General features: G+C 73.6%; 16 protein-coding genes. 5 read left to right on the forward strand and 11 right to left on the reverse strand.

What is annotated here, in order from left to right; translation table 11 throughout:
* Positions 1 to 2 precede the first annotated feature (2 nt).
* A complete protein-coding gene (gene pknB, locus RF644_RS17240; RefSeq protein ID WP_368797418.1) occupies positions 3 to 2,051 on the forward strand; it encodes a Stk1 family PASTA domain-containing Ser/Thr kinase in 2,049 nt (682 codons plus the stop codon).
* A gap of 22 nt (positions 2,052 to 2,073) precedes the next feature.
* Here pknB and RF644_RS17245 read toward each other — a convergent pair whose 3' ends face one another.
* Entirely contained in the window at positions 2,074 to 2,712 is a 639-nt protein-coding gene (locus RF644_RS17245) for an aminodeoxychorismate/anthranilate synthase component II (RefSeq protein ID WP_368797419.1), read from the reverse strand.
* A 142-nt stretch (positions 2,713 to 2,854) separates the two neighbouring features.
* On the opposite strand from RF644_RS17245, the gene RF644_RS17250 reads away from it, so the two are divergent.
* Positions 2,855 to 3,256, forward strand: coding sequence for a cell division protein CrgA (locus RF644_RS17250; protein ID WP_017834097.1), 402 nt, complete (start codon positions 2,855 to 2,857; stop codon positions 3,254 to 3,256).
* Positions 3,253 to 3,495: a hypothetical protein gene (locus tag RF644_RS17255; protein ID WP_368797420.1), complete on the forward strand. Its 243-nt coding sequence runs from the start codon at positions 3,253 to 3,255 to the stop codon at positions 3,493 to 3,495. The genes RF644_RS17250 and RF644_RS17255 overlap by 4 nt, the downstream gene beginning before the upstream one ends.
* Positions 3,496 to 3,588: 93 nt before the next feature.
* Here RF644_RS17255 and RF644_RS17260 read toward each other — a convergent pair whose 3' ends face one another.
* The 4 genes from RF644_RS17260 to RF644_RS17275 all read right to left on the reverse strand — a co-directional run bounded on the left by RF644_RS17260 (position 3,589) and on the right by RF644_RS17275 (position 6,469).
* Positions 3,589 to 4,185 (reverse strand): YceI family protein, encoded by a 597-nt coding sequence (locus tag RF644_RS17260; protein WP_095651328.1) that lies wholly within the window; start codon positions 4,183 to 4,185, stop codon positions 3,589 to 3,591.
* Positions 4,186 to 4,312: 127 nt separating this feature from the next.
* Positions 4,313 to 5,029, reverse strand: a complete 717-nt coding sequence (locus tag RF644_RS17265; protein WP_368797421.1) for a flavin reductase family protein — start codon at positions 5,027 to 5,029, stop codon at positions 4,313 to 4,315.
* 170 nt (positions 5,030 to 5,199) lie between these two features.
* Entirely contained in the window at positions 5,200 to 5,751 is a 552-nt protein-coding gene (locus tag RF644_RS17270) for a flavin reductase family protein (protein WP_035930494.1), read from the reverse strand.
* Between the two features lie 22 nt (positions 5,752 to 5,773).
* On the reverse strand, positions 5,774 to 6,469 hold the full coding sequence (locus RF644_RS17275) for an alpha-ketoglutarate-dependent dioxygenase AlkB (protein WP_109222291.1): 696 nt from the start codon (positions 6,467 to 6,469) through the stop codon (positions 5,774 to 5,776).
* Between the two features lie 137 nt (positions 6,470 to 6,606).
* Between RF644_RS17275 and RF644_RS17280 the strand changes: the two genes are divergently transcribed.
* Positions 6,607 to 7,626, forward strand: a complete 1,020-nt coding sequence (locus RF644_RS17280; protein WP_368797422.1) for an LLM class flavin-dependent oxidoreductase — start codon at positions 6,607 to 6,609, stop codon at positions 7,624 to 7,626.
* 76 nt (positions 7,627 to 7,702) lie between these two features.
* On the forward strand, positions 7,703 to 8,542 hold the full coding sequence (locus RF644_RS17285) for a GDSL-type esterase/lipase family protein (RefSeq protein ID WP_368797423.1): 840 nt from the start codon (positions 7,703 to 7,705) through the stop codon (positions 8,540 to 8,542).
* Positions 8,543 to 8,642: 100 nt separating this feature from the next.
* Here the strand turns inward: RF644_RS17285 and RF644_RS17290 are convergent, their stop codons facing one another.
* The 6 genes from RF644_RS17290 to RF644_RS17315 form a co-directional block, all read right to left on the reverse strand.
* Positions 8,643 to 9,290 (reverse strand): DUF3618 domain-containing protein, encoded by a 648-nt coding sequence (locus tag RF644_RS17290; protein WP_035930488.1) that lies wholly within the window; start codon positions 9,288 to 9,290, stop codon positions 8,643 to 8,645.
* Positions 9,287 to 9,760, reverse strand: coding sequence for a phage holin family protein (locus RF644_RS17295; protein ID WP_017834106.1), 474 nt, complete (start codon positions 9,758 to 9,760; stop codon positions 9,287 to 9,289). Before RF644_RS17295 ends, RF644_RS17290 begins: the two co-directional genes overlap by 4 nt.
* Positions 9,757 to 10,566 carry a hypothetical protein gene (locus tag RF644_RS17300; RefSeq protein ID WP_368797424.1) on the reverse strand — a complete coding sequence of 270 codons (810 nt, stop codon included), beginning with the start codon at positions 10,564 to 10,566 and terminating at the stop codon, positions 9,757 to 9,759. The genes RF644_RS17295 and RF644_RS17300 overlap by 4 nt, the downstream gene beginning before the upstream one ends.
* Positions 10,567 to 10,673: 107 nt before the next feature.
* The gene (locus RF644_RS17305; RefSeq protein WP_368797425.1) at positions 10,674 to 11,612 is read right to left on the reverse strand and encodes an SDR family oxidoreductase; all 939 of its coding nucleotides are present in this window, start codon (positions 11,610 to 11,612) and stop codon (positions 10,674 to 10,676) included.
* A 164-nt stretch (positions 11,613 to 11,776) separates the two neighbouring features.
* Positions 11,777 to 12,589, reverse strand: a complete 813-nt coding sequence (locus RF644_RS17310) for an alpha/beta fold hydrolase (protein ID WP_368797426.1) — start codon at positions 12,587 to 12,589, stop codon at positions 11,777 to 11,779.
* A gap of 102 nt (positions 12,590 to 12,691) precedes the next feature.
* The gene (locus RF644_RS17315) at positions 12,692 to 13,288 is read right to left on the reverse strand and encodes a superoxide dismutase family protein (protein ID WP_368797427.1); all 597 of its coding nucleotides are present in this window, start codon (positions 13,286 to 13,288) and stop codon (positions 12,692 to 12,694) included.
* Positions 13,289 to 13,503 lie beyond the last annotated feature (215 nt).

The following is a 13,503-nucleotide window of genomic DNA, read 5'->3' on the forward strand; positions in this document are numbered from 1 at the left end:
CCGTGCCGGGCCGGAACCCCGTCCCCTCCCTCATCAACGACCGCTACGAGGTGGGCGAGACCATCGGCCGCGGCGGGATGGCCACCGTCCACCTGGGGCGGGACCTGCGGCTGGGCCGGCGGGTGGCCATCAAGGTGCTGCGCCCCGAACTGGCCCGGGACGGCACCTTCCACGAGCGGTTCAAGCGCGAGGCCCAGTCCGTGGCCGCCCTGAACCACCACTCCATCGTCTCGGTCTACGACACGGGCGAGATCCTCGCGACGACCGACGAGGGCGTGGACCGGCCGTTCATCGTGATGGAGTACGTGCCCGGCCGGACCCTGCGGGAGCTGATCCACGAGAACGCCGTGACGCCCCAGGAGGCCGTGGACATCACCCTGGGCATCCTCGACGCCCTGGAGTACAGCCACCGGGCCGGCATCGTCCACCGGGACATCAAGCCCGCCAACGTGATCGTCACCCCCGAGCGGCAGATCAAGGTCATGGACTTCGGCATCGCCCGGGCCGTGGAGGACACCTCGCCGGCCCTGACCCAGGCCCAGGCCGTCCTCGGCACCGCGCAGTACCTGTCCCCGGAGCAGGCCCGGGGCGAGTCCGTGGACGCCCGCTCCGACCTCTACTCCGCCGCGTGCGTGCTCTTCGAGATGCTCACGGGGCGGGCGCCGTTCGTGGGCGGGTCCTCGGTGGACATCGCCGCCCAGCACGTCCGGGACCATCCCCCCGCACCCTCCGAGCTGGACCCCCGGCTCGGCGGGCGCGTCGACGACTTCCTGGCGAAGGCCCTCGCCAAGGACCGCTCCGCCCGCTTCCAGGACGCCGGGCAGATGCGCCGGGCGCTGCGCGAGCTGCGCCCCGCGGTGCCGGGGGACCTGGACGCCACCCAGCCCCTGCACGCGGTGCGGCAGCGGGACGAGGACACCAAGACCCTCCCGCCCGTGCCCGTGCCCGTGCCCGCCGGGGCGGCCGCCCCGCCGACGGCGGCGGGCACGGCGGTCGCCGCGGCGCCGGTGCCGGCGGACGACCCCGGCAGCGGCTCGACCCCTGCGCGGGACCGCCGACGGCGACCGCTGCGCGCGGCGCTGATCGGCCTGCTCGCCCTCGCGGTCCTCGCCGTCCTCGGGGTCGTGGCCCTCCAGTGGGTCCAGGACCAGCGCGGCGGACCCGCGCTCGTCGCCGTCCCCTACGTGGCGGGGATGGACGCGGCGGTGGCCGAGACGGCGCTGCGCAACGCGGAGCTCGTGCCGCAGCGCGAGGAGGTCTTCGACGACGAGGTGCCCGAGGGCGACGCCGTGGGCACCGATCCCACGGCCGACACGCAGGTCGAGGAGGGCTCCGCCGTGGTCCTCGCGGTCTCGCGGGGGCCCGCCGAGGTGGAGGTCCCCGACGACCTCGCGGGCCGGTCCGAGGAGGACGTGCGGGACGCCCTGGAGGCCGCCGGGCTCAAGGCCGGGGCGACCCGCACGGCGAACAGCCCGTGGGTGCCCCAGGGGATGCTGGTCGCCACCGACCCGGCCGGCGGGACCACCGTTCCGAGCGGCTCGGAGGTGCAGCTCGTGCTGTCCACGGGGCGGGTGACCGTGCCGCAGCTCGTGGGCCTGAGCCGGCAGGAGGCGGTCGCGGCCCTCGGCGCGGACGCGGTCCGCCTCTCGTCCGAGGTCGTCACCACCCCCCGGGCCGGAGTGCCCGCCGGGCAGGTCGTGGACCAGAGCGTCGACGCCGGACAGTCCGCGCCGCAGGGCTCGACGATCACGCTCACCGTGGCGGTCGCCCCGGAGCCCGAGCCCGCTCCGGAGCCGAGCCCCTCGCCCACCCCGTCGCCGTCCCCGGAGGCGACCGAGGACGAGGAGGAGGCCGAGGAGACCGCCGCACCGGAGGAGGAGGAGTCCGAGCCCGGCAACACCCCGGACGACTCCGCCGAGACGTCCCCGGAGGACTCCCCCGAGACCGAGGCGCGCGACGACGACGAGCAGGACGGGATCCCCGAGCAGGCGGCCGACCGGGCCCGCGAAGCGCTCGAGCAGGGCGCGGACCGAGGGCCCCGGCGCGGCTGACGTCCGGGCCGGCGGCCGAGGGTCAGACGGTGATCAGCGGGGACAGCGACATGGCGGCCCGCGCCGCGCCCTTGAGCCCCACGAGCTCGAGCCAGTTGCCGAGCATGAGGTAGCCGCCCTCGGTGAGGACGGACTCCGGGTGGAACTGCAGCCCGTGCAGCGGGGCGCTCTTGTGGCGCAGCCCCATGATCACCCCGTTCGGGGTGCGGGCGGTGACCTCGAGGACGTCGGGCACGGACTGGTCCACGACGGCGAGCGAGTGGTAGCGGGTCGCGGTGAACGGACTGGGCACGGCGCCGAAGACGCTCGTGCCGTTGTGCTCCACCCGGGAGGTCTTCCCGTGCATGAGCTCCTCGGCGTGGGTGACGGTCCCCCCGTACGCCTCCGCGAGGGCCTGGTGGCCGAGGCAGACGCCGAGCAGCGGCTGCCCCGTCCGCTCGGCGTGGCGGATCAGGGCGGTGCACACGCCGGCGTCGGCGGGAGCGCCCGGGCCGGGCGAGAGGAGGACGCCCTGGTGCTCGTCGGCGAGCGCGCACGCGGCGGTCTCGTCGAGGTCGTCGTTGCGGATGACCGTGGTCTTCGCACCGAGCTGCTCGAGGTAGCCGACGAGGGTGTAGACGAAGCTGTCGTAGTTGTCCACGACGAGGATCTTGACGGTCACAGGATCTCCTGGGAGTGGGGTGCCTCTCGGCGCGTGCGCCCGTCCAGCTTACGCGTCCGCAGGAGGGCGCGCACCGGGCGGCTAGACTGGTGCACCGGACCCCCCGCCGTGAAGACGGCCCGCTTGGTGATCAGGAGGATCAGTGCCCGAGTCCAAGAACCGCCGCAAGAAGCCGGCCCGCCGTCCGGGCGGCTCCGGACGGTCGACGCCGGCCGCCGCCCCGCCCGTCGACGCGGAGCTGGCGCGGCTGGCGGCGGAGGGGCTGCCCGGCGGCTCCACCGCGTTCGACCCGGAGGCCGCCGCGAACGCGGTGGCGCAGGAGCTCACCGAGCGCTCCCGGCACGGCTCCCCGGAGACCCACGCCCCGACGCCCACCTGGTACAAGGCCATCATGCTGGGCCTGCTGGTGGCCGGGCTGCTGTGGCTCATCGTCTACTACCTCTTCCAGGGCACCTATCCCGTGCCCGGGATCGGCACGTGGAACATCGGGGTGGGCCTGGCCCTGATGATGGTGGGGCTGATCATGACCACGAAGTGGCGGTGACCTCGGTGCCCCCTGCCGGCACCGGCCCCGAGGACCCGCACCAGGACCCGCACCAGGACCCGCACGAGGAGTCGCAGGAGCCCTCCCCCAAGCCGCTCGAAGACGAGATCGCCGAGTCCCGGCCGAAGGACGGGCGGCGGTTCAACGCCGCCACGTTCGAGGTGCGGCTGCGCCGGTGGGCGCTGCTGCTGCTGGTCGCGGGTCCCGCGATCTGGTTCCTGGTGCAGCAGCTCCGCTAGCCGCACCGGCCCGCGGCACCGGTCACGGCGCGCACGGGAGCGGCCCGCACCCCTGCAGGGGTGCGGGCCGCTCCCGTGCGCGCCCGTCGGGGATCAGGCCTGGGCCGAGACGGCCTCCTGGCCCTCGACGGTCTCCTCGGGGTCGTTCTGCGGCGCGGTGAACGCCACGTCGAGGCTGATGACGACCTTGTCGGAGACGAGGACCCCGCCGGCCTCCATCGCGGCGTTCCAGGTGATGCCGAAGTCCTTGCGGGAGATGGTGGTCTCGGCGGAGAAGCCGGCGCGGGTCACGCCGAAGGCGTCGACGACCACGCCGCTGAAGTCGGTGGCGAGCTCGACGGTGCGGGTCACGTCCTTGATGGTCAGCTCACCGGTGATCGTGCCCTCCTCGCCGTCGAAGGCCACGGCGGTCGAGGTGAAGGTCATCGTGGGGTGCTCCTCGACCGCGAAGAAGTCGGCGCTGCGCACGTGGGCGTCGCGGTCGGCGTTCTTGGTGTCGATGCTCGCCATCTGGACCGTGGCGTTCAGGGTCGAGCTCTCGACCGGGTCGGTGACCTCGAGCTGCGCGTCGACCTCGCCGAAGGTGCCGCGCACCTTGGAGATGCCGGCGTGGCGGACGGTGAAGCCGACCTCGGAGTGGGCGGGGTCGAAGGTCCAGGAACCGGGGACGAGACCGTTGAGCTGGGACATGGTGTTCTCCTTGGGGATCGGTGGCGAGCAGGTTGTTGCTTCGTCAACTACTCTAGGAGCACCTTGGTGATGTGTCAACAACAAAGTCCGAAGTTCTTCCGGGACTTCGGGGCCCGTCTCCGGGTGCTCAGGCCTCGGGGTCCAGGGCGGAGCGGTCGTTGAGCTCGTGGAACCGGCGGCGGTGGTAGACGAGGGGGACGCCCGTGCCCTCGTGGCCGAGGACGTCGACCACGGCGGCGTTGAACACGAGGGCGGGCCCGGCCTTGATCCGGGCCAGCGGGACCGCGCGCAGGACCCGGGCGACGTTGAGCAGCCGGGGCTCCCCCGTCTCCAGGTACTCCCAGGGCATGTCCGCCCCGAAGCGCGGCGCCCCGGAGACGGCGAAGGACCGGGCGAGGTCGAGGTTCTCGGCGTCCAGCAGGTGCACCAGGAAGGAGTCGGCCTCGGCCAGCAGCGCGGCCGAGCCCTGACGGGCCTGCAGGGAGAAGCCGAGGATCGGCGGCACGGCCGACACGGAGGACACCGAGGACGCCGTCAGGCCCACCGGCCCCTCGGGGCCCCGCGCGGTGATGATCGCGACCCCCGCGGGGTGGTGGGCGAAGGCCGCCTTGAACGCCTCGCCCACGTGCTCGAGGTCCTGGAGGTGGTCTGCCGGGACCTCGAGGTCGGCGACCGACGCGGCCGCGCGCTCGGCCGGGGGGCCGGGCCGCGGGACCGCGCTCAGCCGCGGCTCCTCCGCCGTCCGCTCGGGCGTCCGCGCAGGGCTCTGCTCCGGTGCGCCGCCGGCCGGCGCGTCGTCGTCGTGCCCCCGACGAGGCCGGCGTTCGTGGTGCTGGGCCGCCATGAGTGTCCTTCCGTGGAGAGCCGTGGGAACGGTGCCGCCGGGCGGCCCCACCGGTCCACGCTACGTCCGGAACCGGAGCGGAAGTCAATCGATTCCGCCGCTGACGGGGCGGGAGAAACCCGACGTCACAGTCTTGCACGGGGGCCGTCGTCGTGTCCGGCGCCCCCGGGTCACCGGGTCAGGCCCCGGTAGCCGCGGGCGTAGTGCACCAGCGGGTCGTCGGCCTGGGCCTCCGCGACCCCGCGGCCCATCGCGGTCACCTCGCCGACGACGACCCGGTGCGTCGCGGCGGTGTGCACGGCCACGGTGGAGAGCTCGAACCACGCGAGCGCCCCGTCCAGGACGGGCGCCCCCGAGCGCGGCGCGCGCCGGAAGGGCACGCCGTCCAGCAGGCCCTCGACCGGATTGCCGGGGCTCGCGAGCCAGTTGGCGATGCCCTCCTGGTCCCGGCGCAGCACGGAGAGCGTCCACGCGCCGGAGGACTCCACCGCGTCGCAGATCCGCCCCTCCTCGAAGAGGCTCACGAGCATGGTGGGCGGGTCGTAGGAGACGTCGAGGAACCCGGTCACGGTCGCGGCGACGTCCCGCCGCCGGTGCCGGGCGGCCACGACCGCCACGCCGGAGGCGATGTCCGCGGCGAGCAGGCGGTAGGCGCCGACGTCCTCGGCGTCCGGCGCCGCCGGGTCGATCAGGTGGGCCGGTGCGGGATCGGGGAGCTCCATCCCGCCAGTCTGGCACGGGGACTCAGCGCTCCGGCCGGGACCGTCCCGTCATCCGGAGGGTCAGGTTCAGCCGCCCGCCCTTCATGCCCAGCGCGGCCGCCCCCGTGCCGGGGCGGATGCGCGGCACCCCGTGGAACGCGTAGCGGGAGGGTCCGCCGAAGACGAAGAGGTCGCCGCTGCGCAGCTCCACGTCCCGGTACGGCGCCGAGCGGGTCTGCGTGTTCCCGAAGCGGAAGACGCAGGTGTCCCCGAGCGAGAGGGAGACGATCGGCGCGGCGGAGGCCTCGTCCCTGTCCTGGTGCATGCCCATCCGGGCGTCCGCGTCGTAGAAGTTCACCAGGGCGGTGTCCGGCCGGTAGTCCTGCGCGTCCGGGCTGCCGGGGCCGTAGGCCTCCCGGGCGGCCCGGCGGCCCAGCTCGGTCAGCCACGGGGGCATGTCCGGTGCCCGCTTGCGCTCCCCGGTGCGAAGATAGCGGTAGGGCGCCCAGTCCCAGCCCAGGGTCGTGGAGCGCACCGACATCCGGCCGCCGCCCGGGAGCACCATGTGCCGCATGGGCACCGGGCCCACGGCCCACTCCCGGCAGCGGAGCACCAGGTCCCGCTGCTCCTCGGGCCCGAGCCACCCCGGCACGTGGACGGCGCCGGGGGCGATCTCCGCGCGCTCCCGGGGCAGCTCGAACAGCTCGGGCGCCGAGAACGGGGTCGAGGGGTCGATCATGCTGCCGAGCGTAGCCGCGACCGCCGACACCGCGCACCGGCACCGCGGGCGGCGGCACCGGTGTGCGCCCCGCCACGGCGGTCCCGGGCGGAGAGGAGTAGCGTGGAGGGTCTCCCGATCACCGTGAAAGGTCCGCCGTGCCGCTGCCCCTGTCCGTCATCGACTTCGCCACCGTCCGCAAGGGCGCGTCCGTGGGCGAGAGCTTCGCCGACTCCGTGCGCCTCGCCCAGCACGCCGAGCGCCTGGGGTACCTGCGGGTCTGGTACTCGGAGCACCACAACATGCCCACGATCGCTTCCTCGGCCCCGGCCGTGCTGATCGCCCACGTCGCCGCGCACACCTCCACCGTCCGCCTGGGCGCGGGCGGCGTCATGCTGCCCAACCACTCCCCCCTCGTGATCGCGGAGCAGTTCGGCACGCTCGCCGAGCTGCACCCCGGACGGATCGACCTGGGCCTGGGCCGGGCCCCCGGCACGGACCTGCGGACGGTGCGGGCCATGCGCCGGGACCCCTCCGCGGCCGAGCAGTTCCCGCAGGACGTCCGCGAGCTGCAGGGCTATCTCAGCGGCCGCTCGATCGTCCCGGGCGTCAGCGCCGTGCCGGGCGCCGGGACGGACGTGCCCCTCACGATCCTGGGCTCCTCGCTGTTCGGCGCCCAGCTCGCCGCCGCCTACGGACTGCCCTACGCCTTCGCCTCCCACTTCGCCCCCGACGCGCTCGTGGACGCCGTGGCCGCCTACCGCGCCGGGTTCCGTCCCTCCGAGCAGCTCGCGGAGCCGTACGTCGTCGCGGCCGTCAACGTCATCGCCGCGGACACCGCCGAGGACGCCGCCGAGCAGCTCGTGACCGCCCGGCGCGAACGGGTGCGCGCCATGGTGGGCCGCGGCCGCGAGCTGAGCGAGGCCGAGCTGGACATGGTGATGGACAGCCCCGCCGGGCAGCAGATCCTGCACATGCTGCACTGGTCGGCCGCGGGCACGGGCGACGAGGTTCGGTCCGCCCTGGAGGACTTCGCGGCCACGGCGGACGCCGACGAGCTCATGATCGCCCCCGCGTCCCCCACCCAGGAGCAGGTGCTGCGCTCCCTCGAACTCCTGGCCGGGGCCTGGGGTCAGGACGCCGGGACAGACCTTCCCTCCGCGGCGTCGCGACTGTAAATTCAGTGAGTCACCGGCGTCCGCCGTCACGGCGCCGCCCCCGGGAGGCGCCACCGCCCCCCGAAAGGTCCCCGCCATGTCCTCAGTCACTGCCCGACGCACCGTCACCGCCCTGGCCGCGGCGCTCGCCCTCTCGGGCGCGGCCGCCTCCCCTGCCGCCGCGGCCCCGCGCACCGTCGAGGTCGTCAACCTCGGCGACTCCTACTCCGCGGCCTTCGGCACGGGCGGGCTCCAGGCGGTCGAGGGCGTGCCCGGCTGCGTCCAGGGCACGGGACGGGACCACGTCGACAAGCTGGACTCGCACCCCCGGATCGAGGTGACCCTGGACGCGGCGTGCGCCGGCTACGAGACGCACGAGGTGCGGAAGCTCGTCTCCACGGAGCCGGTCGCCGACGCCCTCGACTCGGCCGACCTGGTGACACTGACCCTGGGGGGCAACGACATCGGGTGGGGCGGGTTCATCGAGGCGTGCAGCGCCCCCGCCGAGGCCGCCTACGGTCCGGCGCCGTGCGACGCCAAGCTCGCGGAGGCCCCCGCGCTCATCGCGTCCGCCGCCGCCTCCGCGGGCAAGACCGTCGCGGCCGTCGACGCGGCATCGGACGCGCGCATCGTGGTGCTGGGCTATCCGCACCTCTTCGACGACCGCGCGGACAGCCCGCTGATCTCCGCCGAGCGGGCCGCCCAGCTCAACGACTGGACCGACGAGCTCAACGCGGCTCTCGCGGCCGGCGTGGAGGAGGAGGGCGCCGTCTTCGTGGACGTCACCGACCGCTTCCGCGGCCACGGCGTCGGCTCGGCGGACCCGTGGATCCTCTTCGGCCCCGACGCCGGCGACCACAACCTGCACCCGACCGAGCGCGGCTACCTCTCCGGCTACTTCCCGGGGCTCCTCGGGCAGGCCGCCCGGGCCCGCTGACCGCTCCCCGGGCACGACGAGGCCCCCGGACCGTCGGTCCGGGGGCCTCGTCGTGCCCGGTGCGTCACCGGCTCCCGGCCGGGGTGCGGCCGGACGCGGGTCAGGCGTTCTTCGTCTCGTCCTTGACGGACTGCGCCGAGTCCTGGGCGGAGGACTTCAGGTGCTGGGCCTCGCCCTGGCCCTGCTGCTTGACCTCCTGGGCGCCCGACTGCGCGGTCTCCTTGACGGACTGCGCGGCCTCCTGGGCCGGCTCCTTGAGGTCCTGGGCGACCTCCTGCGCGGCGCTCTTCGCGGACTCGACCGCGTGCTGGGCGTGGGGCTGCACCCGGTCCGCCGCGTCGGCGACGAGCTCCTGCTCCTTCTGCGTGGAGGGCAGCAACGAGCCGACGAGCCAGCCGGCGCCGAGGGCGATCAGACCGGCGGCCAGCGGATTGCCCCGGGTCTTCGCCTTGGCCGTGGCCGGGGCGTTCTGCACGGCGCCGCGGGCCTGGTCGGCGCGGTACGCCGCCTCGTCCCTGACGTCACCGGTGGAGTAGCCGCCCACCGTGAACTCGTCGTCGGAAGAACCCATGACTCGCTCCCTCACTCCGTGCACGGTGTCCTGGACCTTGCCGCGGACCTTGTCCTTCTGCCGCTCGACGACGCGCTCGGGCGTCACCTTCTCCGCGACGGCGTCGACGTCGGAGCCGAGCCGAGCGCGGGTGGCCTCGATGTCGGCGCGGATCTGTTCGGGGTTCTGCTGGCTCATCGGTTCTCCTTCTTGGAGGGCTTCACGGTGTCCGGGATCTCGGAGACGGTCTCGCGGGTGAGGGGCAGCGGATCCTGGGTCGCCTCGGTCATCTCCCGCTTGCCCTCGTTGAGGTTCTTCTTGCCCATCGCGGCGAGGATGCCGGCGATGACGGCCCAGAGCACGGCCACGATGACCGAGGACCAGGCCAGGCCCACGAGGTTGCTGAGTCCCCACATGAGTGCGAGGGACAGGAAGAGCAGGACGAAGTGACCGGCCACGCCGGCCCCGGCGAGCATGCCGGCGCCCTTGCCCGTGTCCTTGGCGGACTGCTTGGCCTCCTGCACCGCCTGCGTCGTCTCGGCCTTGGCGAGCGCGATCTCCTGCTGGATGAGGGTGGAGAGGTTGGTGCTCAGCGACTTGAACATCTCACCGAGCGACTCGTGCTCCGCCCTGTCCTCGGCGTCCGAGGGGGGAATGGGATGGCTCATCGACGGTCGCCCTCCTGGTCCGGGTAGACGGTGCCGGGCACGCGGTCGGTGTAGGTGCGGGCCGCCTCGCCCTGCTCGTCGGAGCGGTAGGCGTAGGGGTCGGCCGGGGTGTAGCCCGAGGTCTCGGTCGCCGTGAGGTTGCGGTCGTAGCCCTGGTCGTAGACGGCGCCGGTGGCGACGCCCGTCCCGCCCTGAGTGCCCTGGTCCTGCCGGCCGGAGACGCCGAAGTACTCCTTGGCGCCCTGGCGGTCGGTCGCGATCTCGTCGCTGTCCTTGACGCCGCGGGTGGCGCGGCCGGCGAGAAGCCCGATGCCGGCGGCGAGGGCCAGGAAGGTCCCGGGGCGGCGGGCCGCGAACCGGCGGACGTCCTGCAGCAGGTCCTGGGCGTCCTTGTTCTCCAAGGAGGAGGCCATGGAGTCGACGCGCCCGGAGACGCTGCCGAGCAGACCCGTGACGAAGTCCGTCTCGGGCTTCTCACCGCGGGACAGGGCGTTGATCTCGTCGCTGACGGAGCGGACGCTCGAGGCGATGCGCTCCTGCTGGGGGGCCACCTGGTCCCTGAGGTCGCTCCGGAGCTGGCCGAGGAGGTTCTGCGCCTGGGCGGTGGCCTCCTGCTTGACGGCTCCGGCCTGCTCCTTCGCCGTCTCCTTGACGCGCTGGCCGGAGCCGGCGGCCTCGTGCTTCAGCTGGTCCGCCTCGGCCTTGCCCTGCTCCGCCGCGACGTCCTTCTTGGACGAGGTGCCGGTGTCGGCCGCGTGGCTCGAGCCGGCGTCGTAGGGGGTCGGGTCATAGGGGTTGGTGGTCATGATTCCGCCTTTCTGGAACATTTCATAAGTCCACTGATGGTGCGGGCTGGTTCTAGCCTAGGGCGAAGGCTCCACGGAGCCAAGCCCTTCGCCGGATCGGCGCGTCCTCACGGCGACGGGCTGCCGCCGTTGACGTTGAGGGTCTCGCCGATGACGTAGCTCGACTCCGAGGAGGCGAGGAACACGTAGGCGGGGGCCAGCTCCGTGGGCTGGCCGGCCCTGCCGAGGGGCGTCGACTGCCCGAACTCGGGCAGCGCGTCCTTCGGCTGTCCGTCCGAGACCTGGAGCGGCGTCCAGAAGGGTCCCGGCGCCACCGCGTTGACGCGGATGCCCTTGGGTGCCAGCTGCTGGCCGAGGCCCTTGGTGAAGTTGTTGATCGCCGCCTTGGTCGACGCGTAGTCGAGGAGGTCCGGCGACGGCTGGTACGCCTGGATCGACGTCGTGTTGATGATGGAGGAGCCCGCGGGCAGATGCCGCAGCGCCGCCTTGGTGATCCGGAACATCGCCACGATGTTGACGGTGAAGGTGTCGACCAGCTGCTCGTCGCTGAGGTCCTCGAGGCTCTCGACCGCCACCTGCTTGCCGGCGTTGTTGACGAGGATGTCGAGCCCGCCCAGCCCGTCCACGGCGTTCTCCACCAGGGCCGCGCAGAAGTCCTTGTCGGTCAGGTCCCCGGGGAGGAGGACGGCCGTGCGACCGGCCTTCTCGACGGCGGCCTTGACCACCTGCGCGTCGGGCTCCTCGTCCGGGAGGTAGTTCAGGGCGACGTCGGCGCCCTCCTTGGCGAACGCGATGGCGACGGCCGCGCCGATGCCCGAGTCCGCCCCGGTGATCAGGGCCTTGCGCCCCTCCAGGCGGCCGGTCCCCCGGTAGGAGAGCTCCCCGCGGTCGGTCCTGGGCTCGAGCTCGACGTCCAGGCCCGGCTCGGGCTGGTCCTGCTCCGGGGGCGACAGGACGGGGTATCGCGTCACGGGGTTCTGGAACGCGAGCTGGTCCACCGTCTCGCGGTCGGCGTTCTCCGGGTTGCCGCTGTTCGTCTCGGCCATGCTCCACTTCCTCTCGTCGTGCACTGATCTGGACAGCATACTGATGATGCGGTCGGGAGGACAACGGCTTCTCTGTGGGAGAACAGGACACCCCGCGCCCCCGTGACGGAGGGACCGCCGAGGGGCACGGGGTGCAGGAGCGTACCGCCGCGGGGTGACCGCGCTCAGGCGTCGAGACGGTGCAGGAAGTTCTCCAGGGCGTCGTCGAACGCGGCGGGCTGCTCGAGGTTGGGGGTGTGCCCGGCGCCGTCGACGACGACGAGCTCCGCCCCGGGGGCCAGCTCGGCCATCCGCCGGCCGGCGCCGCCGTCGAAGGCGTCGTCCGCGCCCACCACGACGAGCACGGGGATGCGGACGCCACGGAGCAGCTCGGTGAAGTCCCGGCGCTCGGCGCGCCCGCGCATGGCCGCGGCCGCCCCCTTCGCGGGAGCGTTCTGGAGCATGGCCAGCACCTCGGCCGCGACCTCGGGTCGGGTCTCCACCGTCGACTCGGCGACCATCTTGCCCAGGACGTTGCGGCCGTAGGTCTCCATGCCGCCGGTCAGCATGGCGTCCGCGGCGACGTGGCGGCGCCGCCTGCCGGCGGCGTCCTCCGCCTCGGGGACGGTGTCGTTGACGACCAGCGCCCGGACCCGGTCGGGGTGCCGGTGGAGGAGCTCCATGGCGATCTGGCCGGACATCGAGAACCCGACCACCACTGCCCGGTCGACGGCCAGGTGCTCGAGCAGCGCGGCGACGTCGTCCGCGAACTCCTCGGTGTAGACGATCCCCTCGGTGACCTCGGACCCGCCGAAGCCGCGCAGGTCGGGGGTGATCACGCGCCAGCCGCGGTCGGCGAACACCTCGACCTGGCGGGTCCACATGCTGCGGTCGTAGGCGTGACCGTGCAGCAGGAGCAGCACCGGCCCCTCCCCCCGGTCCGTGTAGGTCATGGTGACCCCGTTGATCCGGGCGGTGGCGGGACTGACGTCGGGCATGGTGGGAGACCCCTCTCTCGGGCGTACGGCAGGAACGCTTTCAGGGTAGCGAAGGACGCCGCCGCAGGGCCGGGTCTCACACGCGGCCGGGACGGCCCGCGGTCATTCGACGACGCCGCAGGCCAGCCGCGAGCCGGCGTCGCCCGTGCCCAGCGTGGCCTCGTCGGGGCCGTCGGGGGCGTAGCGCTCCGGGACGTTGGCCTGGTTGTCGGGGCCCGAGTGGACCATCACGGCGCTGCCGTCGTCGTCGGCCACGAGGTCCTGGACACCGAAGCGGTCGGTGACCGTCGTGAGGAAGCCCGTCCCCTCCTCCGTCACCAGAAGGTCGGGGAGGTCGCCCCGGTGGTCGGGGTGCTCGGCGTCCTCGCTCCCGAGGTGGCCGCCCGCGGAGAGGAACGCACCCGTGGTGCCGGGGTCCCCCGGTGCCGCGCTGTCGGGCTCGCAGAGACCGGTCGCGTGCACGTGCAGTCCGTAGAAGCCGGGCTCGAGCCCCTGCACCTCGGCCACGACCTCCGTGCCGGCGGCGACCTCCGAGAAGCTGACGCTGCCGACCTCCGCGCCCTCGGCGCCCCGGAGGACGGCGCGGGAGCCGGCAGCCGCCTCCGGGGCGGCCGATGTCTCCTCGACCACGGTGCTGTCGCCACCGCCTCCGCCACAACCGGCGAGCACCAGGGCGGTCGTTCCGATCACTGCTGTCATCAGCCTGCTCCGTCGCACGGCTCCTCCTCGTCGTCACCGGGTCCTGGTCCTCGACCATAAGCCGTGGTCGGAGGGGATACAACGAGGACGGAGGGTGTTAAATGCGGGGAGCCCCCGCACCGTGTGGTGCGGGGGCTCGACCCTTGGTGTGGTCCGGCGGTGTCCTACTCTCCCACACCCTTCCGGGTGCAGTACCATCGGCGCTGCGGGTCTTA

Source organism: Kocuria sp. CPCC 205258, from assembly GCF_040981005.1.
Classification (GTDB): domain Bacteria; phylum Actinomycetota; class Actinomycetes; order Actinomycetales; family Micrococcaceae; genus Kocuria; species Kocuria rosea.